The sequence below is a fragment of the Kitasatospora sp. NPDC052868 genome (assembly GCF_044547105.1).
In the GTDB taxonomy this organism is placed as follows: Bacteria; Actinomycetota; Actinomycetes; order Streptomycetales; family Streptomycetaceae; genus Kitasatospora.
Genome location: NZ_JBITZW010000016.1, coordinates 18,577 through 44,340, shown reverse-complemented (window position 1 = coordinate 44,340; position 25,764 = coordinate 18,577). Strand labels below are relative to the sequence as shown.

20 protein-coding genes are annotated in these 25,764 nt (G+C 74.3%); 8 read left to right on the top strand and 12 right to left on the bottom strand.

What is annotated here, in order from left to right; all coding sequences use genetic code 11:
* Positions 1-249: 249 nt before the first annotated feature.
* Positions 250-1,215, bottom strand: coding sequence for a tRNA (adenosine(37)-N6)-dimethylallyltransferase MiaA (gene miaA / locus ACIGZJ_RS25155; protein ID WP_396459325.1), 966 nt, complete (start codon positions 1,213-1,215; stop codon positions 250-252).
* A gap of 168 nt (positions 1,216-1,383) precedes the next feature.
* Between miaA and ACIGZJ_RS25150 the strand changes: the two genes are divergently transcribed.
* Positions 1,384-1,671 carry an antitoxin gene (locus ACIGZJ_RS25150; RefSeq protein ID WP_396459324.1) on the top strand — a complete coding sequence of 96 codons (288 nt, stop codon included), beginning with the start codon at positions 1,384-1,386 and terminating at the stop codon, positions 1,669-1,671.
* 38 nt (positions 1,672-1,709) lie between these two features.
* Here the strand turns inward: ACIGZJ_RS25150 and ACIGZJ_RS25145 are convergent, their stop codons facing one another.
* The gene (locus tag ACIGZJ_RS25145) at positions 1,710-2,408 is read right to left on the bottom strand and encodes a hypothetical protein (protein ID WP_392940478.1); all 699 of its coding nucleotides are present in this window, start codon (positions 2,406-2,408) and stop codon (positions 1,710-1,712) included.
* A 72-nt stretch (positions 2,409-2,480) separates the two neighbouring features.
* Positions 2,481-3,977: a tRNA (N6-isopentenyl adenosine(37)-C2)-methylthiotransferase MiaB gene (gene miaB, locus ACIGZJ_RS25140; protein ID WP_396459323.1), complete on the bottom strand. Its 1,497-nt coding sequence runs from the start codon at positions 3,975-3,977 to the stop codon at positions 2,481-2,483.
* A gap of 85 nt (positions 3,978-4,062) precedes the next feature.
* Here miaB and ACIGZJ_RS25135 point away from each other — a divergent pair, with 85 nt between their 5' ends.
* Positions 4,063-5,082, top strand: a complete 1,020-nt coding sequence (locus tag ACIGZJ_RS25135) for a TAXI family TRAP transporter solute-binding subunit (RefSeq protein ID WP_396459322.1) — start codon at positions 4,063-4,065, stop codon at positions 5,080-5,082.
* A 24-nt stretch (positions 5,083-5,106) separates the two neighbouring features.
* Here ACIGZJ_RS25135 and ACIGZJ_RS25130 read toward each other — a convergent pair whose 3' ends face one another.
* Both ACIGZJ_RS25130 and ACIGZJ_RS25125 read right to left on the bottom strand, forming a co-directional pair.
* Entirely contained in the window at positions 5,107-6,549 is a 1,443-nt protein-coding gene (locus tag ACIGZJ_RS25130) for a sensor histidine kinase (protein ID WP_396459321.1), read from the bottom strand.
* Between the two features lie 6 nt (positions 6,550-6,555).
* Positions 6,556-7,308, bottom strand: coding sequence for a response regulator transcription factor (locus ACIGZJ_RS25125; RefSeq protein WP_396459320.1), 753 nt, complete (start codon positions 7,306-7,308; stop codon positions 6,556-6,558).
* Positions 7,309-7,691: 383 nt separating this feature from the next.
* Between ACIGZJ_RS25125 and ACIGZJ_RS25120 the strand changes: the two genes are divergently transcribed.
* The 5 genes from ACIGZJ_RS25120 to ACIGZJ_RS25100 all read left to right on the top strand — a co-directional run bounded on the left by ACIGZJ_RS25120 (position 7,692) and on the right by ACIGZJ_RS25100 (position 12,975).
* A complete protein-coding gene (locus ACIGZJ_RS25120) occupies positions 7,692-8,465 on the top strand; it encodes an amino acid ABC transporter ATP-binding protein (protein WP_392940469.1) in 774 nt (257 codons plus the stop codon).
* Between the two features lie 118 nt (positions 8,466-8,583).
* Positions 8,584-9,486 carry a glutamate ABC transporter substrate-binding protein gene (locus tag ACIGZJ_RS25115; protein ID WP_396459319.1) on the top strand — a complete coding sequence of 301 codons (903 nt, stop codon included), beginning with the start codon at positions 8,584-8,586 and terminating at the stop codon, positions 9,484-9,486.
* A gap of 48 nt (positions 9,487-9,534) precedes the next feature.
* The gene (locus tag ACIGZJ_RS25110; RefSeq protein WP_396459318.1) at positions 9,535-10,185 is read left to right on the top strand and encodes an amino acid ABC transporter permease; all 651 of its coding nucleotides are present in this window, start codon (positions 9,535-9,537) and stop codon (positions 10,183-10,185) included.
* Between the two features lie 76 nt (positions 10,186-10,261).
* Positions 10,262-11,113, top strand: a complete 852-nt coding sequence (locus tag ACIGZJ_RS25105; protein WP_396459317.1) for an amino acid ABC transporter permease — start codon at positions 10,262-10,264, stop codon at positions 11,111-11,113.
* A 107-nt stretch (positions 11,114-11,220) separates the two neighbouring features.
* Positions 11,221-12,975 (top strand): FAD-dependent monooxygenase, encoded by a 1,755-nt coding sequence (locus tag ACIGZJ_RS25100; RefSeq protein ID WP_396459316.1) that lies wholly within the window; start codon positions 11,221-11,223, stop codon positions 12,973-12,975.
* On the opposite strand, the gene rny is transcribed toward ACIGZJ_RS25100, so the two are convergent.
* From rny to ACIGZJ_RS25065, 7 genes are all read right to left on the bottom strand, one after another.
* Positions 12,956-14,410, bottom strand: a complete 1,455-nt coding sequence (gene rny / locus ACIGZJ_RS25095) for a ribonuclease Y (RefSeq protein ID WP_396459315.1) — start codon at positions 14,408-14,410, stop codon at positions 12,956-12,958. The two genes, ACIGZJ_RS25100 and rny, sit on opposite strands and share 20 nt — an antisense overlap.
* A 187-nt stretch (positions 14,411-14,597) precedes the next feature.
* Complete coding sequence (locus ACIGZJ_RS25090) at positions 14,598-15,581, bottom strand: regulatory protein RecX (RefSeq protein WP_396459314.1); 984 nt, start codon at positions 15,579-15,581, stop codon at positions 14,598-14,600.
* Between the two features lie 7 nt (positions 15,582-15,588).
* Complete coding sequence (recA, locus tag ACIGZJ_RS25085) at positions 15,589-16,713, bottom strand: recombinase RecA (protein WP_396459313.1); 1,125 nt, start codon at positions 16,711-16,713, stop codon at positions 15,589-15,591.
* 154 nt (positions 16,714-16,867) lie between these two features.
* The gene (locus ACIGZJ_RS25080) at positions 16,868-18,229 is read right to left on the bottom strand and encodes an AI-2E family transporter (protein WP_396459312.1); all 1,362 of its coding nucleotides are present in this window, start codon (positions 18,227-18,229) and stop codon (positions 16,868-16,870) included.
* Positions 18,230-18,331: 102 nt separating this feature from the next.
* Positions 18,332-18,526 carry a DUF3046 domain-containing protein gene (locus ACIGZJ_RS25075; RefSeq protein ID WP_387950175.1) on the bottom strand — a complete coding sequence of 65 codons (195 nt, stop codon included), beginning with the start codon at positions 18,524-18,526 and terminating at the stop codon, positions 18,332-18,334.
* Between the two features lie 34 nt (positions 18,527-18,560).
* A complete protein-coding gene (locus ACIGZJ_RS25070) occupies positions 18,561-19,127 on the bottom strand; it encodes a GNAT family N-acetyltransferase (RefSeq protein WP_396459311.1) in 567 nt (188 codons plus the stop codon).
* Between the two features lie 110 nt (positions 19,128-19,237).
* Entirely contained in the window at positions 19,238-20,827 is a 1,590-nt protein-coding gene (locus ACIGZJ_RS25065; protein WP_396459310.1) for a S8 family serine peptidase, read from the bottom strand.
* A gap of 212 nt (positions 20,828-21,039) precedes the next feature.
* Between ACIGZJ_RS25065 and ACIGZJ_RS25060 the strand changes: the two genes are divergently transcribed.
* Complete coding sequence (locus ACIGZJ_RS25060; RefSeq protein ID WP_396459309.1) at positions 21,040-25,749, top strand: ATP-dependent helicase; 4,710 nt, start codon at positions 21,040-21,042, stop codon at positions 25,747-25,749.
* The last annotated feature ends 15 nt before the right edge of the window (positions 25,750-25,764 follow it).

The following is a 25,764-nucleotide window of genomic DNA, read 5'->3' as shown; positions in this document are numbered from 1 at the left end:
ACGAGTGCGGACTCGCGGCCGGGCACGGTCGGCCCGCACGGACCGACCCTTATGGCATCGATGATGGCATGTCCAGGGAGGCGTTCCGGGCCTGACCGGGGTCGGCGGGTGATCCGTGGCCATCACGTGATCCGGCCGTAACCGCTGGTTCTTCCTGCACGCCCACCTGCGCGCGCAGGTGCACCGCCGGATTGGCCGGATACCGCCCACGGCCCGTCTCGAACCCCGCTGTCCGTCCCGGGAGGAGCCCTACGCCCGGCCCTGCTCCTGATGCCCGATCAGCTCCAGCGAGCGGGCCAGCAACTCCGCCGGGTCGGCCCCGGCCGGCCGGGAGAGCCAGTGGATCCGGTCGTCGCGGCGGAACCAGGACTCCTGTCGGCGGGCGAAGCGCTTGGTCGCGCGGACGGTCTCGGCACGGGCCTCGTCCTCGGTGCACTCCCCGGCGAAGTGGTCGAGCACCTGCTGGTAGCCGAGCGCCCGGGAGGCCGTCCGGCCCTCGCGCAGGCCGGCCTTCTCCAGCTCGCGGACCTCGGCCGGCAGCCCGGCCTCCCACATCCGGTCGACCCGCAGGGTGATCCGCTCGTCCAGCTCCGGGCGGGGCACCGCGACGCCGATCTGCACCGCCTCGTAGACCGCGGTGTTGCTCGGCAGGTTGGCGGTGAACGGCTGCCCGGTGATCTCGATGACCTCCAGCGCGCGGACGATCCGGCGTCCGTTGCTGGTCAGGATGGCCTCGGCGGCGGCCGGGTCCAGCTCGGCCAGCCGCCGGTGCAGCGCGTACGGGCCGGCCTGCGCCAGCTCCTCCTCCAGCCGGGCCCGGACGGCCGCGTCCGTCCCGGGGAAGTCCATCTCGTCGATCGCCGCCCGGACGTACAGCCCGGAGCCGCCGACCAGCACGGGGGCGCGGCCGGCCGCGAGCAGCCGGTCGATCTCGGCACGGGCGAGCCGCTGGTACTCGGCGACGCTGGCGGCCTCGGTGACGTCCCAGACGTCCAGCAGGTGGTGCGGGATCCCGCCGCGCTCCTCCTCGGTGAGTTTGGCGGTGCCGATGTCCATGCCCCGGTAGAGCTGCATCGAGTCGGTGTTGATCACCTCGCCGCCGAGGCTGCGCGCGATGGCGACGGCCAGGTCGGACTTGCCGGCGGCGGTCGCGCCGACCACACAGACCACGGGGGGCCGGGCGGCGCTGGGCTGGACGTTCGTGGAGCTGCTCACCGCACCAGTCTCGCAAAACCGCCGCCGCGCCGGTGACCTCCCCGTCGGATCTGTCCCACTGGGCGACGATATGACCTATTCGAGCGATATTCGCAGATGAGAACTGTTCGGGTGCGACGGACGTTGGGCAAGAGGACAGAGAGGAACGGTGAGGACACCATGGGTCTGATGGACAACCTCAAGGGCAAGGCCGGGGAGCTCAAGGAGAAGGCGAGCGAACTGGCCGACAAGCACAGCAGCCAGATCGAGCACGCGGTGGACAAAGCCGGCGGCGCCATCGACAAGGCGACCAAGGGCAAGTACTCGGAGAAGATCGAGCACGGCGCCAGCAAGGCCAAGGGGGCGGTGGACGAGTTCGCCCACAAGCCCAAGGCCCACGGCGAGGGCGGCGCACCCCATCCCGCCCCCGGCACCGACCCGGGCACCCCGGGCAACGGCCAGGGGCCGTCCGCCTGAGCCTTGGGCCCTACCCGGGGAGCCGAGGAGCGGGAGCGTCAGCCCCAGGACGCGACGAGGTACCCGACCCCGTACGGAGCCTCCTGGTAGCCCAGCCGCGCCGCGAGGCCGGCCCCCTCGGCGGCGCCGGCCAGCACCTGCCAGGGGGCCCGCCCCTCGACCTTGAGCTCGGCGGCCAGCGCCACGTCCAGGGCGCCCAGCGCGGCCAGGTCCGCCGAGCCGAGCGCGGCGGCGAGCGCCGCGTCGAAGCCCTCGGCACGCTCGTCCAGGTAGCCGGGCGCCTTCACCGAGCGGCAGGCGCTGCCGTCACCCATGACCAGCAGCCCGACCCGGTCGGCCAGCCCGGCCAGCCCCTGGCCGAGCCCGAGCATCCGGTCGGCGGGCGCGTCGGCGGGCACCGCGCAGGCGTGCGTCGGCAGCGCCGCCCCGGCCCGCTCCAGCAGCCAGGCCCCGACCGTCAGCGCGGGCGGCAGCTCCGGCCCCTCGACCCCGCCGGACGGCAGCCGGGCCACCAGCGGCACCCCGTAGCGGTGGAAGGACCCGGCCCCGCCCTCGGTCCACACCTCGGCCTCCGGGCCGGTGCCGACCACCACGACCAGCTCCGGTCCGGCGGCGAGCAGTGCGGCCAGCGCCTCGTCGCAGGCGCGGCGCAGCGGCTCCAGCTCGGCGGCCGCACCGGCGGCGACCTCCGGAACGAGCAGCGGCGGACAGGGGCACACGGCGGCGGCTACCAGCATGTGGATCACTCTAACGAACGCGGCCCGGCGGGATCGGGGATCCCACCGGGCCTCGGTACGCGGCGGTGGCGGTCAGTCGCCGCAGCAGCCGCCGGCCGGGGCGGCCGAGAGCGGCGCCGGGGCGCCGATGGTCGGCAGGCCGAGCAGCACGCCGGCCGGCTTGGCGGCCGGGGCGGCCTGGCGCTTCTCCCAGGCGTCGCCGGCCCGGGTGCGGCGCACCGCGAGGGACGGGCCCTCGGCGAGCAGGTGGTGCGGGGCCGCGTAGGTGATCTCGACGGTCACCAGGTCACCCGGACGCACCGGCTCGGCGGGCCGGGTGAAGTGGACCAGCCGGTTGTCGGGGGCGCGGCCGGAGAGCCGGTCGGTCTGACCGTCCTTCTTGCCCTCGCCCTCGGCGACCAGGATCTCCAGGGTGCGGCCGACCTGCTTCTTGTTCTCCTCCCAGGAGATCTCCTCCTGGAGGGCGATCAGCCGGTCGTAGCGGGCCTGCACGACGGCCTTCGGCACCTGGTTCTCCATGTCGGCGGCCGGGGTCCCGGGGCGCTTGGAGTACTGGAAGGTGAAGGCGTTGGTGAAGCGGGCCTCGCGGACCGTGTGCATGGTCTGCTCGAAGTCCTCCTCGGTCTCGCCGGGGAAGCCCACGATGATGTCGGTGGAGATGGCCGCGTCCGGCATCGCCTCGCGGACCTTGCGGATGATGCCGAGGAAGCGCTCCTGCCGGTACGAGCGGCGCATCGCCTTGAGCACGGTGTCCGAGCCGGACTGCAGCGGCATGTGCAGCTGGTGCATCACGTTCGGGGTCTCGGCCATGGCGGCGATCACGTCGTCGGTGAAGTCGCGCGGGTGCGGCGAGGTGAAGCGGATCCGCTCCAGGCCCTCGATCTGCCCGGCGGCGCGCAGCAGCTTGGAGAAGGCCTCGCGGTCGCCCAGGTCGGAGCCGTAGGCGTTGACGTTCTGGCCGAGCAGGGTCACCTCGATGACGCCCTCGTCGACCAGCGCCTCGATCTCGGCGAGGACGTCGCCGGGGCGGCGGTCCTCCTCCTTGCCGCGCAGCGCGGGCACGATGCAGAAGGTGCAGGTGTTGTTGCAGCCCACCGAGATGGCCACCCAGGCGGCGTACGCGGACTCGCGGCGGGTGGGCAGGGTCGAGGGGAAGGTCTCCAGCGACTCCAGGATCTCGACCTGGGCCTTGCGCTCGACCGCGGCGCGCTCCAGCAGCGCCGGCAGGTGGCCGATGTTGTGGGTGCCGAACACCACGTCGACCCAGGGGGCCTTCCGGACGATGGTGTCGCGGTCCTTCTGCGCCAGGCACCCGCCGACGGCGATCTGCATGCCCTGGTTGCGGCCCTTGGCCGGCGCCAGCTGGCCGAGGTTGCCGTACAGCTTGTTGTCGGCGTTCTCGCGCACGGCGCAGGTGTTGAACACCACCAGGTCGGGGTCGCCCTCCTGGCCGGCCTTCACGTACCCGGCGTCCTCCAGCAGGCCGGACAGCCGCTCGGAGTCGTGGACGTTCATCTGGCAGCCGTACGTGACGACCTTGTAGCTCTTCAATCCGCTCTCACCGCTCACCAGACCAGGGTACGGGCAGCCGCGAAACCCTTTTCCCCGCCCGCCTCCCCTCCCGTTCGCCGCACGCGCCTGGCACTATCCCTGCATGGCCCCCACCACCGCTCCACGACTCGGCGCCGCCCTCCGCGCGGCCGCCCGCAGCCCGCTGTGGCGGACGGTGCTGGCCCTGGTCCTGGTGCTGGCCGGGCTCGGCGGCTGGTGGCTGTCGGCCAACCGCTCGCCCGGCTACCCGCGCGGTTCGACGGGTTTCGTGACCGGCGTGCAGGGCGGGGTCTACGACAAGTACGGGCAGCTGCTGGAGACCCACGTCGCCAAGGCGATGCCCGGGGTGCGGCTGCGGCTGGACAACTCGCAGGGCTCCATCGACAACCTGGCCCGGGTGACCAGCGGCCAGGACGACTTCGCGATCGCGACCGCCGATGCCGTCGCCCAGTACTCCGGGCCCGGCAAGGACCGGCTGCGGGCGATCGCCCGGCTCTACGACGACTACCTGCAGCTGGTGGTCCCCGCCGACTCGCCGGTGCACCGGACGGCCGACCTGAAGGGCCTGCGGGTCGGCGTCGGCCAGTCGCTGTCCGGGGTGAACCTGGTGACCAGGCGGCTGCTCGCCTCGGCCCGGCTCGACCCCGACCACGACATCCAGCCGGCCATGCTGGGCGTCGGCCAGGCCACCGAGCAGCTGCGGGAGGGCGGGATCGACGCCTTCTTCTGGTCCGGCGGGCTGCCGACCGGGGCGCTCACCAGCCTCTCCGAGCGCTTCAGGATCAGGATCGTGCCGCTCGGCGACCTCGCCGAGGCCGTCCACCAGGTCGAGGGCGGCGGCACCGACGCCTACCGGGCCGCCACCATGCCGAAGGGCACCTACCCCAACGCCGAGCCCAAGGACGCCGTCGCCACCGTCGCCGTGCCCAATCTGCTGATCACCCGGGACGACGTGGACACCGACCTGGTGCAGGGCATGACCAGGGCGGTGATAGACAGCCGCGACCAGATCGGCGCCAAGGTCCACGCGGCCCAGCTGGTCGACCTGCGCACCGCCGTCTACACCGACCCGCTCCCGCTGCACGAGGGCGCGATGCGCTACTACCGCTCGGTGAAGCCCTAGCTCGGTGAAGCCCTAGGAACGGGCTCAGAGCCGCTTGCCCTTGTCGGGCCGCGGCACCGCCAGGGTCACCGCGAGGCCGGTCGGCTTCACCGGGGCGAAGGACAGCGAGCCGCCGCCGGCCAGCAGCAGGGTGCGGGCGATCGACAGGCCCAGGCCCGAGCCGTCCACGTTCTGGTGCCGCGGGCTGCGCCAGAACCGGTCGCCGGCCCGGGCCAGCTCCTCCTCGGTCAGGCCGGGCCCGGCGTCCGAGACGGTCACCGCGACCTCCTTGCGCTGCACCGCGACCAGCAGCCGCACCCGGCTGCCGGCCGGGCCGAACTTGAGCGCGTTGTCGAGCACCGCGTCCAGCGCGCTGCCGAAGCCGATCGGGTCGGCCATCCCGAGCGCCAGCGCGGGCCCGTCCCAGCGCAGCTCGATGCCGCGCTGATCGGCCACCGGCCGCCAGGCGTCCACCCGGGCCAGGGTCAGCGCGGCCAGGTCGGTGGGCTCCGGCTCGGGGCGGGCGTGCTCGGCGGTGGCCAGGCCGAGCAGGTCGTCCAGCACCCGGGCCAGCCGGACGCCCTCCTCCCGGACCCCGCCGAGCTCCTCGTCGTGCCCCTCCGGGAGCTCCATGCCCAGCAGCTCGACCCGCAGCAGCAGCGCCGCCAGCGGGTTGCGCAGCTGGTGCGAGGCGTCCGCGACGAAGGCCTTCTGCTGGTCCAGGGCGAGCACCACGTGGTCGGCCATCTCGTTGAACGAGTGGGCCAGCCGTTGCAGCTCGGGCGGACCGCCGCCGGGCGCCACCCGGGCGTTCATCCGGCCGGTGGCGATGTCGTGGGTGGCCCGGTCCAGGGTGCGGACCGGGCGCAGCACCCACTCGGTGAGCCGGACGGCGAGCAGCAGCGCGACGATCATCGCGGCGGCCTCCCCGGCCCCGATGACGAGCCAGCGGTGCAGCACCCGGGTGCGCATCGCGCCGGTCGGCGACTCGCTGAGCACCACCGCGACCACGTCCCCGTCCCGGACCACCGGCGTCGCGATGGTCAGCGCCCGTTCCGGGGTCCACGGCCAGACCTGTGGCGGGTTGTGGCTGCGCCGCCCGTCCAGCGCCTCCTGGAAGGCCGTCGCCCCCCAGCCCCCGACGGGGACCCGCCAGTCCGCCGGGGCGGTGGCGATGGGTACGCCGTCGCGCTGGAAGATGCCGATCCGCACGCCGTAGAGCTCGTGGTACCGAACCACCTCGGCGTCCAGCGCGTGCCGCCGGCTGACGTCGCCGGGCGCGGGCTCCAGGTCGCCCTTGAGGGCGGCGTCCAGGGCCGAGACGCCGGAAATCGGGAGGTCCTGGGCGAACCGGGCCGCGTCGTCGAGCCGGTCGACCACCACCCGGCTCTGGTCGGCGGCCGCGACGGCCGCCGCCAGCGGCAGGCCGAGCGCGGCCAGGACGCAGAGCATCAGTGCGAGCAGGATGCCCAGCAGGCGGTTGCGCACGTGCGGTCAGTGCTCCGCGCGGGCCGGGGGCGCGTCCGCGGCGGCTGCCGGGGACTCGGGGATCAGCCGGTAGCCCACCCCGCGGACGGCCTCGACCAGGCCGGGCAGGGCGAGCTTGGTGCGCAGCGAGCCGATGTGCACCTCCAGGGTGCGCCCGTTGCCCTCCCAGCCGCTGCGCCACACCTCGCTGAAGATCTGCTCGCGCCGGTAGACCACGCCGGGGCTCTGGGCGAGCAGCGCCAGCAGGTCGAACTCCTTGCGGGTGAGCGGCACGTCGCGGCCGTCCACGCTGACCCGGCGGCGCTCGCGGTCGATCCGGATGCCGCGGGACTCCAGCGGGCCGCGCTGCTGCGGCACCGCGTCGGGCGCGGGGTCCGCGACGGCGGCGGGCGCGGCACCGCGCCGGGCCACCGCGTGGATGCGGGCGAGCAGCTCGCCCATGTCGTAGGGCTTGGTGACGTAGTCGTCGGCACCGAGGTTGAGGCCGTGGATCCGGGAGCGGATGTCGGCGCGCGCGGTCACCATGATCACGGGCACGCCGCTGCCGGCCCTGATCCGGCTGCACACCTCGAAGCCGTCCCGGTCGGGCAGCCCGAGGTCGAGCAGGACCACGCGGTACGGGTCGTTGCCGTCGGGCACCAGGGCGTCGAGCGCCTCGTGCCCGCTGCGGGCGTGCCGGACCTGGAAGCCGTGCCGGCCCAGGACCGCGACCAGCGCCGCGGCGACGCGTTCGTCGTCCTCGACGAGCAGCAGTCTCATCGTTCCTCCTCTCCCCGAAGTTCCCCGGGGTGTCGCTCGGTGTTCACGGTCCCCGCCGGGCAGGCCCGGTCCTGCGCAGTATGGGCCAGCGGGCCGCCGGGCGCCAGGCTCGGCCATCCCCCGGAACCGCCCGGGACGGCGCGCGGCGGAGCGGCTGCCCGCTGTCACGGTGCCCCCGACGGCGCGCGGTGAACAGTCCGCACCCGGCGTGTGGCCGGATCGTGATCCTCAAGTTCCGCTCAGATCGGCTGACGTGGCATCGTCACGGCTCCTATGGTCGCCGCACCGGGGGCTGCGGCTCCGCCGGCTGCGGCCCCCGGCTTTCGTACACCACTGCCACCCAAGGGAGTTCACCCTCGGGCCGACACGAGGGAGCAGGCGCGATGACCGCGAGCCTCAGCAAGGACTCGAGCGCCACGTCGACCCCGCTGGTGGTGTTGAACGGGGTGAACAAGCACTTCGGGGCGCTGCACGTGCTCCAGGACATCGACCTGGAGATCGCCGAGGGCGAGGTGGTGGTCCTGATCGGCCCGTCCGGGTCGGGCAAGTCCACGCTGTGCCGGACGATCAACCGGCTGGAGACCATCGACTCCGGGACGATCACCATCGACGGCCGTCCGCTGCCCGCCGAGGGCCGGGAACTGGCCAGGCTCCGGGCCGAGGTCGGCATGGTGTTCCAGAGCTTCAACCTGTTCGCCCACAAGACCGTGTTGGAGAACGTGGTCCTCGGCCAGGTCAAGGTCCGCAAGATCGCCCGCGAGCAGGCGGTGAAGACCGCCAGGGAGCTCCTGGAGCGGGTCGGCGTCGCCGCGCAGGCGGACAAGTACCCGGCCCAGCTGTCCGGCGGCCAGCAGCAGCGCGTCGCGATCGCCCGGGCGCTGGCCATGAACCCCAAGGTCATGCTCTTCGACGAGCCCACCTCGGCGCTCGACCCGGAGATGATCAACGAGGTGCTGGAGGTCATGCGCCGGCTGGCCGCCGAGGGCATGACGATGGTCGTCGTCACCCACGAGATGGGCTTCGCCCGCTCCGCCGCCAACCGCGTGCTCTTCATGGCGGACGGCCGGATCGTCGAGCAGAACACCCCCGAGGCCTTCTTCACCGCCCCGCGCAGCGACCGCGCGAAGGACTTCCTCTCGAAGATCCTGCACCACTGACCTTCGAGTTGACGCATCATCGGATCACGGACGGCCCCACCCGCCCGGATCCGTTCACGCAACGCCAAGACGCCAGAGCCCGGTTGACCCGTGGCCCAGCCCCAGGAGAGCTACCCTCATGAGGACTCGTCGCACCTTCGCCGTCGCGCTCTGTGCCATCGCGCTCACCGCAACCGCCGCCTGCGGCAAGGACGGCACGCCCGGCGACTCCGCCGCGAGCGCGAGCAACGCCCCCAAGCTGCCGACCTACACGGTCAAGACCGACGTCAAGCTGGACTCGCCGACCTTCACCGAGGCCAAGAAGCGCGGCCAGCTGATCATCGGCGCCAAGTCCGACCAGCCGTTCCTCGGCTTCGAGGACCTCGCCAGCGGCGACCGCAGCGGCTTCGACATCGAGATCGCCAAGATGGTCGCCGCGGACCTCGGCTTCACCCCGCAGCAGATCAAGTGGCAGACCCTGGTCTCCTCGCAGCGCGAACCGGCCATCTCCAACGGCCAGATCGACTACTACGTCGGCACCTACAGCATCAACGACGAGCGCAAGAAGACGGTGTCCTTCGCCGGCCCGTACTTCATCGCCGGCCAGGACTTCCTGGTGAAGGCGGACAACACCTCGATCACCGGCCCGGAGTCGGTGAACGGCAAGAACGTCTGCACCGCCACCGGGTCCACCTCGATCAAGAACATCCAGCAGTACTCGCCGAAGATCACCCAGTTCGACACCTACTCGGCCTGCGTCGAGAAGCTGCTCTCCGGCGAGGTCGACGCGGTCACCACCGACGACGCCATCCTCAAGGGCTACGCCTCCAAGTTCGCCCCCAAGCTCAAGGTGGTCGGCAAGCCGTTCACCAAGGAGAACTACGGCGTCGGCCTGAACAAGGACGACAAGGTGCTGCGGGACGCCATCAGCAACGCCATCAAGGCGCACCAGGACAACGGGGACTGGAAGAAGGCGTACGACGCCACCCTCGGCCTGTCCGGTTCGACGGCCCCCGAGCCGCCGGCCCTCGACCGCTACTGATCACCAGCCTGACCGATTTCTGACCACTTCTGAGAGGAGGGCCGCCAGATGGGCATACTGTTCGAGGACGACAACTTCGCGCTGTTCCGCGACGGTTTCCTGCAGACGATCGAGCTGAGCGCGCTCAGCGCCTTGCTCGCCCTGCTGCTGGGCACCCTACTGGCGGCCTTCCGGGTCTCCCCCATACCGGCGCTGCGCGGCTTCGGCACCGCCTGGGTGACGCTCTTCCGCAACACCCCGCTGACCGTCCTGTTCTTCGCCGTCGCCTTCGGACTGCCCGCGCTCGGCGTGCACTTCAGCCACCTCGCCTTCGCGGTGCTGGCGCTCGGCAGCTACACCGCCTCCTTCGTCTGCGAGGTCCTGCGCTCCGGCATCAACACCGTGCCGCTCGGCCAGGCGGAGGCCGCCCGCAGCCTCGGGATGACCTTCGGCCAGACCCTCGGCCAGGTGGTCCTGCCGCAGGCGGCCCGCACCGTGCTGGCGCCGATGAGCAGCGTCTTCATCGCGCTGCCGAGGAACTCGGCGATCGCCGGCGCGTTCAGCGTCCCCGAGCTGTACAGCGTGCAGCAGACCCTCTCCGAGCGCGGCTACTCGATCTTCGCGATCTTCTTCTGGGTGGCCTGCGCCTATCTGGTGATCAGCGCCACCGTCGCCCTGCTGTTCCGCTTCCTGGAAGACCGACTGGCGGTGGCCCGATGAGCGAGCGAACCGAACGCACCACGGAGGAACGGCGCGCCCCGGCGCCCGCCTCCGCCGAGCGAAGCGAGGCGGGCGCATGAGCTCCCTGTTCACCCGTACCGCCACGGCCAGCGTCCTGTACGACGCCCCCGGCCCGCGCGCCCGCACCCGCTACCGGCTGTTCGGCGTGCTCTCGCTGGTCGGCATCGCCGGCCTGCTCTGGTACGCCGTCGCGACCCTCGCCGACAACGGGCAGTTCGACGCCCAGCTCTGGGAGGTCTTCCAGTACAACACCGTCCAGCAGCGGATCGTCGACGGCCTGCTGTCCACCCTGGAGGCCTTCGGGCTGGCCGCGGTGCTCTCGCTCACGCTCGGCGCACTCCTGGCGGCCGGGCAGCTCTCCGACCACAAGCCGGTGCGCTGGGCGACGGTCTCCTTCGTCCAGTTCTTCCGGGCGATGCCGCTGCTGATCCTGATCGTGGCGCTCTACTACTCGTTCTTCGCCAAGGACCCGATGTGGGCCCTGGTGCTCGGGCTCACCCTGTACAACGGGTCGGTCCAGGCCGAGATCATCCGCAGCGGGGTCAACGCCGTCCCGCGCGGCCAGGGCGAGGCCGCCTACGCGATCGGCCTGCGCAAGACCCAGGTGATGACCACCATCCTGGTGCCCCAGGCGGTCCGCTCGATGCTCCCCGCGATGATCGGCCAGCTGGTCGTCACCCTGAAGGACACCTCGCTCGGCCTCATCATCACCTACTCCGAGCTGCTGTACATCGGCAAGAAGATCGCCAGCCAGCCGATCAACGCCGCGGGCTTCCCCTACATCCCCGTCGTCCTGGTGATCGGGCCGATCTACATCGCGATGTGCCTCCTGCTCACCGCGCTCGCCCAGTGGATCGAAGCACGCGGCCGCCGCGGCGCGAACCGGCGCACATCGGCTGCTGCTTGACGCACACGCAGGTGAACTGTTGCATTGCTCTTCGTGACACCACCCGGGACCATCCTCGCGGCATATGACGCCCCCTCGTCGGCCCCGCCATGCCCGGAGGTCCCGGCATGGACCCGGTGATCGTGGTCGGGGCCGGACCGGTCGGTCTGGCCCTGGCCCTCGCGCTCGCCCGGCACGAGGTGCCGACCATCGTCCTGGACGAGGGCTCCGGGCTCTGCCCCGAGGGCCCCCGCAGCGTCGTCCTCGGCGCCGACACCGCCGCGTTCCTGACCCGGATCGGCTACTCCCGGGCCGTCTCGGACTCCGCCCGCTGGGACGCCTTCACCATCTGGCGCCGCCGCCAGGAGGTCCTGCGGATCGACCTCGCCGACGACCCCGCCCTCCACCTGCCCCAGCACCGCCTCCAGCGCGGCCTGCGCGACGCCCTGACCGGCACCCCGCTGGTCAGGCTCGTCCCGCTGAACCGGGTCACCGAACTCGAACAGGACCGCGACGGCGTCAGCGTCCGCACCCGCAACCCGCAGGACGGCGCCGAGACCTGGTGGCGCGGCAGCCACCTGGTCGGCTGCGACGGCGCCCGCTCCGCCGTCCGCAAGCTGCTGCGGATCCGCTTCCCCGGCCGCCCCGCCGTGGACCGCAACGCCATCGCCACCGTCCGCGTCGACCTGCCCTTCACCGAGGCCAGGCTGCACCGCGAGCCCCCCTGGCGCGGCGACCGCGAGGCCTCCGCCCGCCCGCTGCCGGACGGCGTCTGGCGCCTCGACTGGCGGCTGCCCCCCGGCCGGCCCGACCCCACCGAAACGGTCGACCCGCACGCCACCTGGCCCGGCATCGTCACCGGCGACACCCTGCTCACCCGGGTCACCTCCGCCCTGACCGGCTGGTGCGGCGAACTCCCCCGCTACGAGCTGCTCGCCGCCGCCGACCACACCGCCCAGCAGCGCCTCGCCGCCCGGTTCCGCAGCGGCCGCTGCTTCCTCGCCGGCGACGCCGCGCACCTGCACGGCGCCCTCGGCATGCAGAACCTCGCCGACGGGCTGCGCGACGCCGACAACCTCGCCTGGCGCCTCGCCCTCGCCTGGCACCTGCACTCCGGCGGCCCCCAGCCCGGCGGCTCGCTGCTCGACGGCTACGAGGCCGAGCGGCGCGGCGCGGTCGGCGCCCGACTGCGCGCCGTCGACCAGGCCATGCCGCTGCTGCGCCCGCTGCGCGGCTGGCAGGCCACCCGCCGCTCGCTGCTCACCGGCTCGTTCCGCAAGCACGCCCCGATGCTCGCCGACGGCCAGCTGGGCACCGGCCGCTTCGGCGGCGCCCCCGCCTACCCGGCGGCGCCCTCCGGCGTCCCCGGCCGGGTACCGGTGCAGCGCGGCGGCCGCACCACCACGCTCAGCGAGCTGCTGCCCGCCACCGCCCCCGGGGTGCTCGTCCCGGACGTACCGGTGCTCTCCACCGACGGCACCCCCGACCAGCTGCACGCCCGGCTCGGCGCCACCTTCCTGCTGCTGCTGGTCGCCCCCGGCACCGCCGTCTGGTCGGCCGAGCACTGGCTGGGCGCCGGGCTGATGCCCAGACTGGCCGAGGTCGCCGCCGCGCTGCCGGTGCCCGCCGAGGTGCTGGTCACCGAGGAGTACCCCGGCGCCGGACCGCACACCGTGCTGCTGATCCGTCCGGACGGCCACCTGGTCGGCACCACCCAGGGCGCGGCCGCCGAGGACCTCCAGGAGCTCGCCGACCGGGCCCGCGGCGGCCCGGTACCGCTCACCGGCACGCCGGAGGCCGCCGCCGAGCCCGTGTCTGAGCACCAGCCGGAGCGCCGGCCGGAGCCCGCGCCGACCGCCGAACCTAGCGGGCCACCTCGGTGACCCGGCTCTCCCGCACCACCGTCACCCGGATCTGACCCGGGTAGGTCAGCTCCTGCGCCACCTGCCTGGCGACCTCGCGGGCGATCACCTGCGCCCCGAGGTCGTCCACCACCTCAGGCCGGACCATCACCCGCACCTCGCGGCCCGCCTGCATCGCGTACACCTTGGCCACCCCGTCGTGCGCCCGGGCGATCTCCTCCAGCCGCTCCAACCGGCGGACGTAGAGCTCCAGCGACTCCTTGCGCGCCCCCGGCCGCCCGCCCGAACAGGCGTCGGCGGCCTGGGTCAGCACCGCCTCGACCGTCTTCGGCTCCACCTCGCCGTGGTGCGCCGCGATCGCGTGCACCACGTCCTCCGCCTCCCCGTACCGCCGGGCGAACTCCGCCCCGATCGCGGCGTGGCTGCCCTCGACCTCGTGCGTCATCGCCTTGCCGATGTCGTGCAGCAGCGCCGCACGCCGCACCGGCTCCGGGTCCACCCCCAGCTCGGCGGCCATCATCCCGGCCAGCTGCGCGGACTCCACCAGGTGACCGAGCACGTTCTGCCCGTACGAGGCCCGGTAGCGCAGCGTGCCGAGGGTGCGGACCAGCTCCGGGTGCATCCCGGCGAGCCGCACGGCCAGCAGCGCGTCCTCACCGGCCCGGACGCAGCGCCGCTCGACCTCCTCGCGGCTGCGCTCGTGGACGTGCTCGATCCGCACCGGGTGGATCCGGCCGTCCTCGACCAGCTGCTCCAGGGTGAGCCGGGCGGTCTCCCGGCGGACGGGGTCGAAGCAGGACAGCTGCACCGAGGCCGGGGTGTCGTCGATGATCAGGTTGACCCCGGTGACGGCCTCGAAGGTCCGGATGTTGCGGCCCTCCCGGCCGATGATCCGGCCCTTCATCTCCTCGTTGGGCAGCCGGAACACCGACACCGCCGTCTCGGCGGTCTGCTCGGCGGCCAACCGCTGGATCGCCCCCGCGACGATCCCCCGGGCACGCTGCTCGCCCTCCTCCTTGGCCGCGCGCTCGATCTCCCGGACGGTCACGGCGGCCTCCCGGCGGGCCTCGGACTCGGCCGCCCGGACGAGCTCGGCCCGCGCCTGACCGGCGGTCAGACCGGCCGCCCGCTCCAGGGCGCCCGCCCGGCGCTCGACCAGCTCGGCGGCCTCCCGGCGGGCCCGCTCCACCTCCGCCGACCGCTCGGCGAGCTCCTCCTCCTGGGCGCGCAGCCGACGCAGCTCCTCGGACAGCCGCTCCTCCCGCCGGTCGAGTTCGGCGCGCAGCTGCGCGGCCTGGTCCTCGGCCCACGTCCGGGCCCGCTCGGTCTCGGCGGCGGAGCGCCGCTGGGCGGCCTGCAGGCGTCTGACCATCAGCCAGGTCACGGCCAGGACGGCGATCAGCACGCCCACGACCAGCAGGGAGGCAACCGATCCGGCGCTCAGCGCGATCCTCATCCTGCCCACTCCCCGTCCCCTGCACGGCACACCGGCCGGGACCAACCGCGACCGGGCCCGCGCATGCCTGCCCGAGGCCTGGTGACACGTGAGCGACGTGCTCCCGCACTGAGTGCGAGGCTAAGCGCAGGTTACGAAACGGTCAAGACTGGGCCGGGGGTCGGCGAACTCCCGCACCGGACCTCCGTCACTCCCACCCGTCACCGGATGGTCCGTCCACGTCCTCCCCACTGGCGGCCTCCTCGTCCAGGGCCTCGCGGACCACGCGGAAGGCCAGGCCCTCGGAGTAGCCGCGCCGGGCCAGCACGCCGACCAGTCGGCGCATCCGCGCCTGTCGCTCCAGCCCCCTGGTCACCCGCAGCTTGCGTTCGACCAGGGCCCGGGCCGCCGCGGCCTCGTCGTCCTGGTCGAGCTGCGCGACGGCCAGCTCGACCAGCTCGGCGGCCACCCCCTTGGTCCGCAGCTCCTGGGCGAGCGCGCGCCGGGACAGGCCTCGGACGGCGTGCCGGGATTCGACCCACGCCTGGGCGAAGGCCGCGTCGTCGATCAGCCCGACCTCCTCCAGCCGGTTGAGGACCTGCTCGGCGGCCTCGTCCGGGATCTCCCGCTTGCGCAGGGCGTCGGCCAGCTGCTTACGGCTCTTGGCCGCGCCGGTGAGCAGCCGCAGGCAGATGTCCCGGGCCTGCGACTCGGGGTCGGCGGACGCCTGCGCGCCGGCCGGTCCGGCTCCCCGGGCCGCCTTCGCCGGGCCGGCCCCACCGGGGCCCGCGGACCGCCGACTCCTCGCCGCCGACCGGCCTGCCGGGGCGTCGACCGCGGCGCCGTCCTGGTCGTCGGACCCCGTCCGGGCGCGGCCCCGGCGCGTGGCCCCCCGGCCGGGGGAGGCGGAGGCGGCCGCACCCCCGTGACCGGCCGCCTCTCCCCCCTGTCCGGGGGGCGCCTCCTCCATCAACGCCGAACGACGCCGGCGCCGGCCGGTGGGCAGCTCGGACGCGGACACCATCCCGAGCCCGTCGCCCACCGCCTCCACCCCGCGCGGGAGAGCGCGCGCGGGCGCGGGCTCCGGCGCGGGCTCCGGCTCGGCCACGGCCGCGAACCAGTCCGGCGGCCCGAAGTCGTCGCCGTCGTCCGGATCCGCCGGGCCGGTGCCCCGTCCCCTGTCGTGCTGCATCAACGGATCAGGCCTTGGCGGCCGCCGCCGTCTTCTTCGCCGCGGCCGTCTTGGCGGCGGTCGCGGTGATCGGCTTGGCACCGGCCTCGGCGGACGGAGCGGACGCCGGAGCCTCGCCCTCGGCCGGCTCCTCCGTCTTCGGCCCGATGCCGAGCTTGCCCTTGATCTTCCGCTCGATCTCGTCGGCGAGCTGCGGGTTGTCGCGCAGGAAGTTGCGGGCGTTCTCCTTGCCCTGGCCCAGCTGGTCGCCCTCGTAGGTGTACCAGGCACCCGACTTGCGGATGAAGCCGTGCTCGACGCCCATGTCGATCAGGCCGCCCTCACGGCTGATGCCGACGCCGTAGAGGATGTCGAACTCGGCCTGCTTGAACGGCGCGGCGACCTTGTTCTTGACCACCTTGACCCGGGTGCGGTTGCCGACCGCCTCGGTGCCGTCCTTCAGGGTCTCGATCCGGCGGATGTCCAGGCGGACCGAGGCGTAGAACTTCAGCGCGCGGCCACCGGTCGTGGTCTCCGGCGAACCGAACATCACGCCGATCTTCTCGCGCAGCTGGTTGATGAACACCGCGGTGGTGTTCGACTGGTTCAGCGCGCCGGCGATCTTGCGCAGCGCCTGGCTCATCAGGCGGGCCTGCAGACCGACGTGCGAGTCGCCCATCTCGCCCTCGATCTCCGCACGCGGCACGAGCGCCGCGACGGAGTCGATGATGATCAGGTCGACCGCGCCCGAGCGGATCAGCATGTCGGTGATCTCGAGCGCCTGCTCGCCGGTGTCCGGCTGGCTGACCAGCAGGGCGTCGGTGTCCACGCCGAGCTTCTTGGCGTACTCGGGGTCGAGCGCGTGCTCCGCGTCGACGAACGCGACCGTGCCGCCGGCCTTCTGCGCGTTGGCCGCCAGGTGCAGGGTCAGCGTGGTCTTGCCCGAGGACTCGGGGCCGTAGATCTCGACCACCCGGCCGCGCGGGATGCCGCCGACGCCGAGGGCGACGTCCAGGGCGGTGGATCCGGTGGGGATCACCTCGATCGGCTCGTTGGCCTTCTCGCCCAGGCGCATCACCGAGCCCTTGCCGAACTGCCGCTCGATCTGGGCGAGTGCGTTCTCAAGGGCCTTCTCGCGGTCCGTACCTGCCATGGCTTCCACCCTCGGGTTCTGTGCTGTGCGCTTCATCGTCCTCGACGCTAGCGCGTCCCACTGACAATCGGCCCCGACCGGGCTCGGCCCGTGGAGAACTCTTGGCCGGAGAGTACAAAGAACATCTGTTCGATTCAAGCCCGGCCCGTTCGACCTACTCCTCCCCGTCCTTGTCGTCCGGCCCCCGGCCTGCACCGGAACGCGGTTCGGACCCCGCACCGACCATCCGCCGCAGCCGGCGCGCCGCCTCGCGGCGCAGCTCCCGTCGGGCCCGCCGCTGCGCGCCCCGGTCGATCCGCGGGTCGGTGGCCACCTCGTACCGGCGCACGTAGGTCCCGACGAACCCCTGCAGGGTGGCCGCCACCGGGATGGCGATCAGCGCGCCGACCGCGCCGAGCAGCGCGGCGCCCGCGACCACCGAGCCGAACGCCACCGCCGGGTGCACGTCCACCGTCTTCGCGGTGATCCTCGGGTGCAGCAGGTAGTTCTCGATCTGCTGGTAGACCACCACGAACACCAGCACCCAGAGCGCGTCCATCGGCTCCACGGTCAGTGCGACCAGCACCGGCAGCGCACCCGCCAGATAGGTGCCGATGGTCGGCACGAACTGCGACATGACGCCCACCCAGATCGCCAGCGCGGCCGCGTACGGCAGGTCCAGCAGCGCGAACATCACCCAGTGCGCCAGCGCCGAGGCCACCGCGAGCAGCGCCCGCGAGTAGAGGTAGCCGCCGGTCTTGGCGAGCGCGATCTCCCAGGCCCGCAGCACCTCGGCCTGCTTGGCGGGCGGCAGCAGCGAGCAGACCGTCCGGCGCACCCGGGGCCCGTCGGCGGTGAAGTAGAAGGTGAAGAGGCCGACCGTGAAGGCCTGGAAGAGCCCGCCGATCAGGGTGGAGGAGACGCCCCAGACGTTGTCGGCGGCCTGCTGGGCGTAGGTCTCGATGGCGCCCGAGTCCTTGAGCAGCTTCTTCTGCAGCTCGTCGAGCGAGAGGTCCTGGTGGAAGGTCCGGTTGACCCAGTGGATCAGGTTGTCGAGCAGGTGCGGCAGGTCTCCCGCGATCTTGCCGACCTGGTCGACCAGCAGGGTGCCGAGCGCGGCGAGGAAGCCGCCCACCGCGACCACCACCGCGACGAAGACCAGGAAGGTGCCGACGCCCCGGCGCACGCCCCGGGCCGCCATCCGGTCGACCGCCGGCTCCAGCGCCAGCGAGAGGAAGAAGGCCACCAGCAGCATCACGAAGAGGTCGATCAGCTGGTGGAAGGCCCAGTCGGCGAGCTGGAAGAGCCCGACCATGGCCAGCGCCAGCATCATCGCGCGGGGCAGCCAGCGCGGCATTCCGGCGCCCCGCGCTCCGCCGGGCCCGACGGCGCCGCCGGGTGCGGAGGGGGCGCCGGGTGCGGAGGGGGCGCCGGGTGCGGCGGCCTCCGGTGCGGGCGGCGGGCTCGCGGCCCCCTCGGCGTCCTCGGCGTCCTGCGGCGACCTGTCCGGATTCTGGGGTTCTGCACTGCTTTCCACCCGCACAGTCTCACCCATGCGGTCCGACGGCCGGACACCCGCCCGGGCCCCGGGAGCGTCGACCGGGCCGGGCCCGCGGGCCCGGCCCGTGCGGGCGGCGGCTCAGCGCAGCAGCGCCGACACGCCCTGGGTGTCGCAGACCACGCGCCAGACGTCCTTGGCCTCCCAGCCCGCCTCCAGCGCCTGGCGCACCGTCCGCCCGCCCAACTCGCTCATCACATGATCGGAGGCGAAGGACTCCGCGTAAGCCTCGCCGAACTGCGCGTACATCCGTCGCCAGAACTCCGTCAGCCTCATGCCCACCAGTATCCCGGACCGGGCCCGGGGAGCCCTACGGCTCCTGGCCCGGCCGCCAGGCCGCGGCCTCCAGCGCGTACTCGACCTCGCCCAGCTCGCTGCCGGGGAGCGGCTCGGGGTACTCCTCCTGAAAGGTCCGGACGTACCTGAGCCCGGCCTTCTCCATCACCCGCCGCGAGCCCTCGTTGACGGCCATCGTGTAGGCCACCACCCGCCGCACCCCGAGTCCGGTGAAGCCCCGGTGGATCAGCGCCCGTGCACCCTCCGTGGCGTAGCCCCGCCCCCAGGCGGGGCGCCGCAGCCGGTAGCCGAGCTCGACCTCGCCCCGGTCCCGCGGGTCCGGCGGCCGGAACTCGAACCAGCCGAGGAAGGCCCCGCCCGCCCGCTCCTCGGCGGCCCACCAGCCGAGGTCGCCGAACCGCCGGTAGTGCTCGAAGTAGAGCGGCAGCAGCTCCCGCTCCACCACCTCGCGCGGGGTGGCCCGCCCGCCGGTGAGGTGGCGCATCACCTCGGGGTCGCCGTCCAGCTCCACCAGGTGGTCGACATCGGCCTCGGTGAAGCGGCGCAGCACCAGCCGCTCGGTGGTCAGGAAGACGGTCATACCCCGATCGTCGCCCACCCCGCACCGCCCGTCACCGGGTTTTCCGGGCCGGCCGCGTCGGCCCGGACGGCCCGGACGTCGGCCCGGCGCGACCGCAACGGCACGGCCGGTCAGCGCGGCAGGGCGAGCGTCCCGGCCCCGTAGTACTGGCGGTCCCCGCAGGCGTACGGGCCGGGCGGGCAGGCCGCCGACGCGGTGGTGGCCAGCAGGGCCGCGAGCCGGTCCGACCCCCAGTCCGGGTGGAGCGCCGCCGCCACCGCGACCGCGCCGGTGACGTGCGCCGCGGCCATCGAGGTGCCGGCCAGCGCCGCGTACTGGCCGCCGGGCCAGTCGGAGATGATCGCGCCCTGGGCGCCGCCGTCCGGGTCCCCGCCGGGGGCGGCCAGCGAGACCTTCCCCCGTCCGTAGTTGGAGTAGCCGGACGGCCGGCCGTCCCGGTTGACGGCGGTCACCGTGACCACGCCGGGGAGCTCGCCGGGCAGCCGGACGCACTCGGTGCCGACGTACCGGGACTGCGCCGGACCGGAGACCCGGTCGTTGGGGCTGCGCTCGTCGGTGCGGGCGGCGCCGAGGTCCTGGGAGTCGTTGCCGGCCGAGGCGACCACCACGGCGCCCTGGCGCCGGGCGTAGTCGGCGGCCCGGGCCACCGCGGCGGTCAGCGCGGCCTGGTCGCGGTCCTCGGGGCAGTTGTACTTCCACGGGTCGGCGAAGTAGCTGTTGTTGATCGCCTTGGCCCCGTGGTCGGCGGCCCAGAGCATGCCGCAGACGATGTTCTCGGCGTAGTACTGGCCGAGCGGGCCGAGCAGCCGGACGGCGGCGATCCGCACGCCGGGGGCGACCCCGCTGACGCCGTGCCCGTCCCGGGCGGCGCCGACGATCCCGGCGACGTGGGTGCCGTGGCCGCTCTCGCTGACGCCGAGGTCCGGCCGCCAGGCGCCGGTCCTGGCGTCGGGGCGGCCGTCGGCGCAGGAGGCCGAGCTCTTCGGGTCGACGGCGGCGCGCAGGTCGGGGTGGGTGTCGTCGACGCCGGAGTCCAGCACCGCGACCAGCACCTTGCGCAGCGCCTCGGTGGAGGAGCCGCCCGGGTCGGCGGCGGGGCTGGTCAGCAGGGTGGCGGTGGGGACGGCTCCCGGCCCGGCGGGCGCGTCGCCCGCGGGCCGGCCGGCCGGGCCGAGCATGGCGAGGTTCCAGGCGTCGGCCTCACCCGGGTCCGGCACGGTGGCGGTCGCGTCGTCCCGGCCGTCCGCGGAGCCGTCCGCGGCGACCAGGTGGTCCGCGCTGCCGCCGCGGGCCAGGTCGGCGCCCGCGCCGAAGTCCCCGGCGCCGTCCAGCGGGCGCGGCGGGCTGGGCACCGGGGCGGTCCGGGTGGCGCCGACCGCGGCCACCCCGGGCCGGGCGCGGACCTTGTCGGCGAAGCCGCCGGTGGCGTACGCGAGCACCGCCCCGATCTGCGGGTACTCCTGGACGACCTGCCCGCCGGCCGCCCGGGTCTGCTCCCCGGCCAGGGCCGCGCCGCCCGCGTCCTGCGCCTCGGCCAGCACCAGGTAGCTGAGGTAGGCCCGGCCCGGCCCGGAGACGTACGGGACGGCGCCGCCGACCACCAGCGCGGTGAGCAGCATCGCGAGCAGCGCCCGGACCGGTCCCCGGGCGCCGCGCCGGACGTGCCCGGGACCGCTGCCGGACGGGTGCACCTGCGCCATCGCACGGTCTCCGCTCGTCGGTCCCGATGTCCACGGGAGGGCCCCGAGGGTCACGGGGGAATCACGGGTCTGAAATCACCATAGGAGCGAATTGTCTGCTTTGCCTTTTTTAATGACGCCAGACGTTTCAGACCCCCGGCCCTACCCCGGACCGCCCACACCCGCCCCCGCGCCCGCCCACGGTTGTCAGTGCCACCCGGCACCATGGGGGCATGGCGCCCCGCACCCCAGACCAGCAGCCGGCCGACCAGCCGCCCGACCCGCTCGCCGGCTTCGCCCCGGCCACCCGGGCCTGGTTCACCGGTGCGTTCAGCGCGCCCACCACCGCCCAGGCCGAGGCCTGGCGCGCCATCCAGCGGCAGACCGACGTCCTGGTCGTCGCCCCCACCGGCTCCGGCAAGACGCTCGCCGCGTTCCTCTCCGCCCTGGACCGGCTCAGCAGCACCCCTCCCCCGGCCGATCCCAAGCGGCGCTGCCGGATCCTCTACATCTCGCCGCTCAAGGCCCTCGCGGTCGACGTCGAGCGCAACCTGCGCGCCCCGCTGGCCGGGCTGCGCCAGGCCGCCGTCCGGCTCGGCCTGCCCGAGCCCGAGGTCGAGGTCGGCATCCGCTCCGGCGACACCCCCGCCGCCGACCGCCGCCGCTTCGCCGGCCACCCGCCGGACATCCTGATCACCACCCCCGAGTCGCTCTTCCTGCTGCTCACCTCCGCCTCCCGGGAGGCCCTGCGCGGCATCGACACGGTGATCCTGGACGAGGTGCACGCCGTCGCCGGCACCAAGCGCGGCGCCCACCTCGCCCTCAGCCTGGAGCGCCTGGACGAGCTGCTCGACGCACCCGCCCGCCGGATCGGCCTCTCCGCCACCGTCCGCCCGGTCGAGGAGGTGGCCCGCTTCCTCAGCCCGCAGCGCGGCGCCGCCATCGTCCAGCCCCCCTCCGCCAAGGAGTTCGACCTCTCGGTGGTCGTCCCCGTCCCCGACCTGGACGACCTGCCCGCCGCCCCCGCCGGCCCCGGCGAGGCCGCCGACCCGGCCCGGCAGAGCTCCATCTGGCCGCACGTCGAGGAGCGGATCGTCGACCTCGTCCAGGCCCACCGCTCGACCATCGTCTTCGCCAACTCCCGCCGCCTCGCCGAGCGGCTCTGCAACCGGCTCAACGAGATCGCCCACGAGCGGGCCTCCGGCGAGCCGCTGCCCGAGGCGCACTCCCCCGCCCAGCTGATGGCCGAGTCCGGCGTCGCCAAGGGCGCCCCGCCGGTCATCGCCCGGGCCCACCACGGCTCGGTCTCCAAGGAGCAGCGCGCCCTGGTCGAAGAGGAGCTGAAGGCCGGCCGGCTGCCCGCCGTGGTCGCCACCTCCAGCCTGGAGCTCGGCATCGACATGGGCGCCGTCGAGCTGGTCGTCCAGGTCGAGTCCCCGCCCTCGGTCGCCTCCGGCCTGCAGCGGGTCGGCCGGGCCGGCCACCAGGTCGGCGCCGTCTCCACCGGAGTCGTCTTCCCCAAGTACCGGGGGGACCTCGTCCAGTCCGCCGTGGTCACCGAGCGGATGCGGTCCGGGCGGATCGAGGCGCTGCGCATCCCGCGCAACCCGCTGGACGTGCTCGCCCAGCAGCTGGTCGCCATGACGGCGCTGGACAGCTGGCCGGTGGACGACCTGCTCACCCTGGTCCGCCGTGCCGCGCCGTTCGCCACCCTCCCGCAGTCCGCCTTCGACGCCGTGCTCGACATGCTGGCCGGCCGCTACCCCTCGGACGCCTTCGCCGAACTGCGCCCCCGCCTGGTCTGGGACCGCGTCGCCGGTACCGTCACCGGCCGCCCCGGGGCCCAGCGGCTGGCCGTCACCTCCGGCGGCACCATCCCCGATCGCGGCCTGTTCGGCGTCTTCATCGCCGGCGCGGACCCGAAGAAGGGCGGCGGCCGCGTCGGGGAGCTCGACGAGGAGATGGTCTACGAGTCCCGCGTCGGCGACGTCTTCACCCTCGGCACCACCTCCTGGCGGATCCAGGAGATCACCCACGACAAGGTGCTGGTCACCCCCGCCCCGGGCGTCCCCGGCCGGCTCCCGTTCTGGAAGGGCGACACCCTCGGCCGCCCGCTGGAGCTCGGCCGCGCGCTCGGCGCGTTCACCCGCGAGCTCGGCGCGCTGCCGCCCGAGGCCGCCACCGCCCGGCTCAAGGCGGCCGGCCTGGACGACTGGGCCGCCGGCAACCTGCTCGACTACCTCGCCCGGCAGCGGACGGCCTGCGGCCACCTCCCGGACGACCGCACCATCGTGGTCGAACGCTTCCGGGACGAGCTGGGCGACTGGCGGATCGTCATCCACTCCCCGTTCGGCGCCCAGGTGCACGCCCCCTGGGCACTCGCCCTCGGCGCCCGCCTGCGCGAGAAGCACGGCCTGGATCCCCAGGTCATGCACGCCGACGACGGCATCGTGCTCCGGCTGCCGGACGCCGACCTGCTCGACTTCCCGCTGGAGCAGCCGGAGCAGACCGGCCGGGCGGCCTCGGACGACGCACCGGTCGGCGCCGACGCCGCCCTGTTCGACCCGGCCGAGATCGAACAGCTGGTCACCGACCAGGTCGGCGGCTCCGCCCTGTTCGCCTCCCGCTTCCGCGAGTGCGCCGGCCGCGCCCTGCTGCTGCCGCGCCGCAGCCCGGGCCGGCGCACCCCGCTCTGGCAGCAGCGCCAGCGCGCCGCCCAGCTCCTCGAGGTCGCCTCCGAGTACGGCTCCTTCCCGATCGTGCTGGAGGCGGTCCGGGAGTGCCTCCAGGACGTCTTCGACGTCCCCGGCCTGGTCGAGCTGATGGGGGATCTGGAGTCCCGCGCCGTCCGCCTGGTCGAGGTCACCACCTCCGAGCCCTCCCCGTTCGCCCGGTCCCTGCTCTTCGGCTACGTCGCCCAGTTCCTCTACGAGGGCGACTCCCCGCTCGCCGAGCGCCGCGCGGCCGCCCTCTCGCTCGACTCCCGGCTGCTCTCCGAACTCCTCGGCCAGGCCGAGCTGCGGGAGCTGCTCGACCCCGCGGTGCTCGCCGAGTTGGAGGCCGAACTCCAGCGCCTCACCCCCGAGCGCCGGATCAAGGACGCCGAGGGCGTCGCCGACGCGCTGCGCCTGCTCGGCCCGCTCGCCGAGGCCGAGCTCACCGCCCGCGGCGCCGAACCGCTCTGGGCCCTGGAGTTGGAGGCCGCCCGCCGGGTCATCCAGGTCCGGATCGGCGGCGAACAGCGCTGGGCCGCCATCGAGGACGCCGGACGCCTGCGCGACGCCCTCGGCACCCCCCTGCCGGTCGGCGTCCCCGAGGCCTTCACCGAACCGGTCAAGGACCCGCTGGGGGACTTGCTAGCCCGGCACGCCCGCACCCACGGCCCGTTCACCGCCACCGAGGCGGCCGGGCGCTTCGGCCTCGGCGCCGCCGTCGTCACCGGCACCCTGCACCGGCTCACCGCCGCCGGCCGCCTCGTCCAGGGCGAGTTCCGACCGGTCGAGGGCCACACCGCCACCGTCGAGTGGTGCGACGCCGAGGTGCTGCGCCGACTGCGCCGCCGCTCGCTGGCCGCCCTGCGCCAGGAGGTCGAGGCCGTCCCCCCGCGCGCCCTGGCCGCCTTCCTCCCGCAGTGGCAGCACCTGGCCGGCCACCGGCTGCGCGGCCCCGACGGCCTGCTCCGGGTGGTCGAACAGCTCCAGGGCACCGCCCTGCCCGCCTCCGCCCTGGAGAAGCTCGTCCTGCCCGCCCGCCTCGCCGACTACACGCCCGGCCTGCTGGACGAACTGATGGCGGCCGGCGAGCTCGGCTGGTCCGGCGCCGGGGCCCTGCCCGGCAAGGACGGCTGGATCAGTCTGCACCTCGCCGAGAACGCCCACCTGCTGCGCCCCGAGCCCGTCCCGCCCGCCGTCACCCCCGTGCACACCGCCCTGATGGCGGCCCTGGAGGGCGGCTACGGCCTGTTCTTCCGCCAGCTGGTCGACCGGCTGCACGCCGAAGGCCTCACCGAGACCTCCGAGCCGGAGGTCGTCGACGCCCTGTGGGACCTGGTCTGGGCCGGGTACGTCAGCAACGACACCCTCGCCCCGCTGCGCGCCCTGCTCGGCTCCGGCCGGACGGCGGGCGCCACCGCCCACCGCGCGCCCCGGGCCACCCCGCGCGGCCGCTACGGCGGCGCCGGCCGCCCCTTCGGCCGCACCGGCGGCGCCCTGCGCAGCGGCCCGCCGACGGTGGCCGGCCGCTGGTCGCTGCTGCCCGCCTTCACCGCCGAGCCGACCGTCCGGGCCACCGCCCAGGCCCAGAGCCTGCTGGACCGGCACGGCCTGCTGACCCGGGGCGCGGTGGCCGCCGAGCGGGTGCCCGGCGGCTTCGCCGGCGTCTACCGGGTGCTGGCCGCCATGGAGGAGCGCGGCCGGGCCCGCCGGGGCTACTTCGTGGAGGGCCTCGGCGGCGCCCAGTTCGCCATGGAGGGCGCCGCGGACCGGCTGCGCTCGGTCAGCGGGCGGCTGGAGCGGACCAGGGCCACCGAATGGCCGGCCGGCCCGGCGGCCGAGCCGCCCCAGTTGCTGGTGCTCGCCGCCGCCGACCCGGCGAACGCCTACGGGGCCGCGCTGCCCTGGCCCGATCCGCCCGCCGCCCCCGGTGCCACGGAGGCCCGGGCCCACCGGCCGGGGCGCAAGGCCGGCGCCCTGGTGGTCCTGGTCGACGGCGAGCTGGCCCTCTACGTGGAGCGCGGCGGCAAGTCCCTGCTGGCCTGGCCGCAGGAGGACGGCGCCCGGGTGCTGGCCGCCTCGGCCCTCGCCTCGGCGGTCCGCCAGGGTGCGCTCGGCAGCGTCACCATCGAGCGGGCCAACGGCGAGCCCGCCCTCGGCTCCGACCTCGGCGCCGCCCTGGAGGAGGCCGGCTTCCACGCCACCCCGCGCGGGCTGCGGCTGCGGCCCTGAGGCACGGCGAAGGCC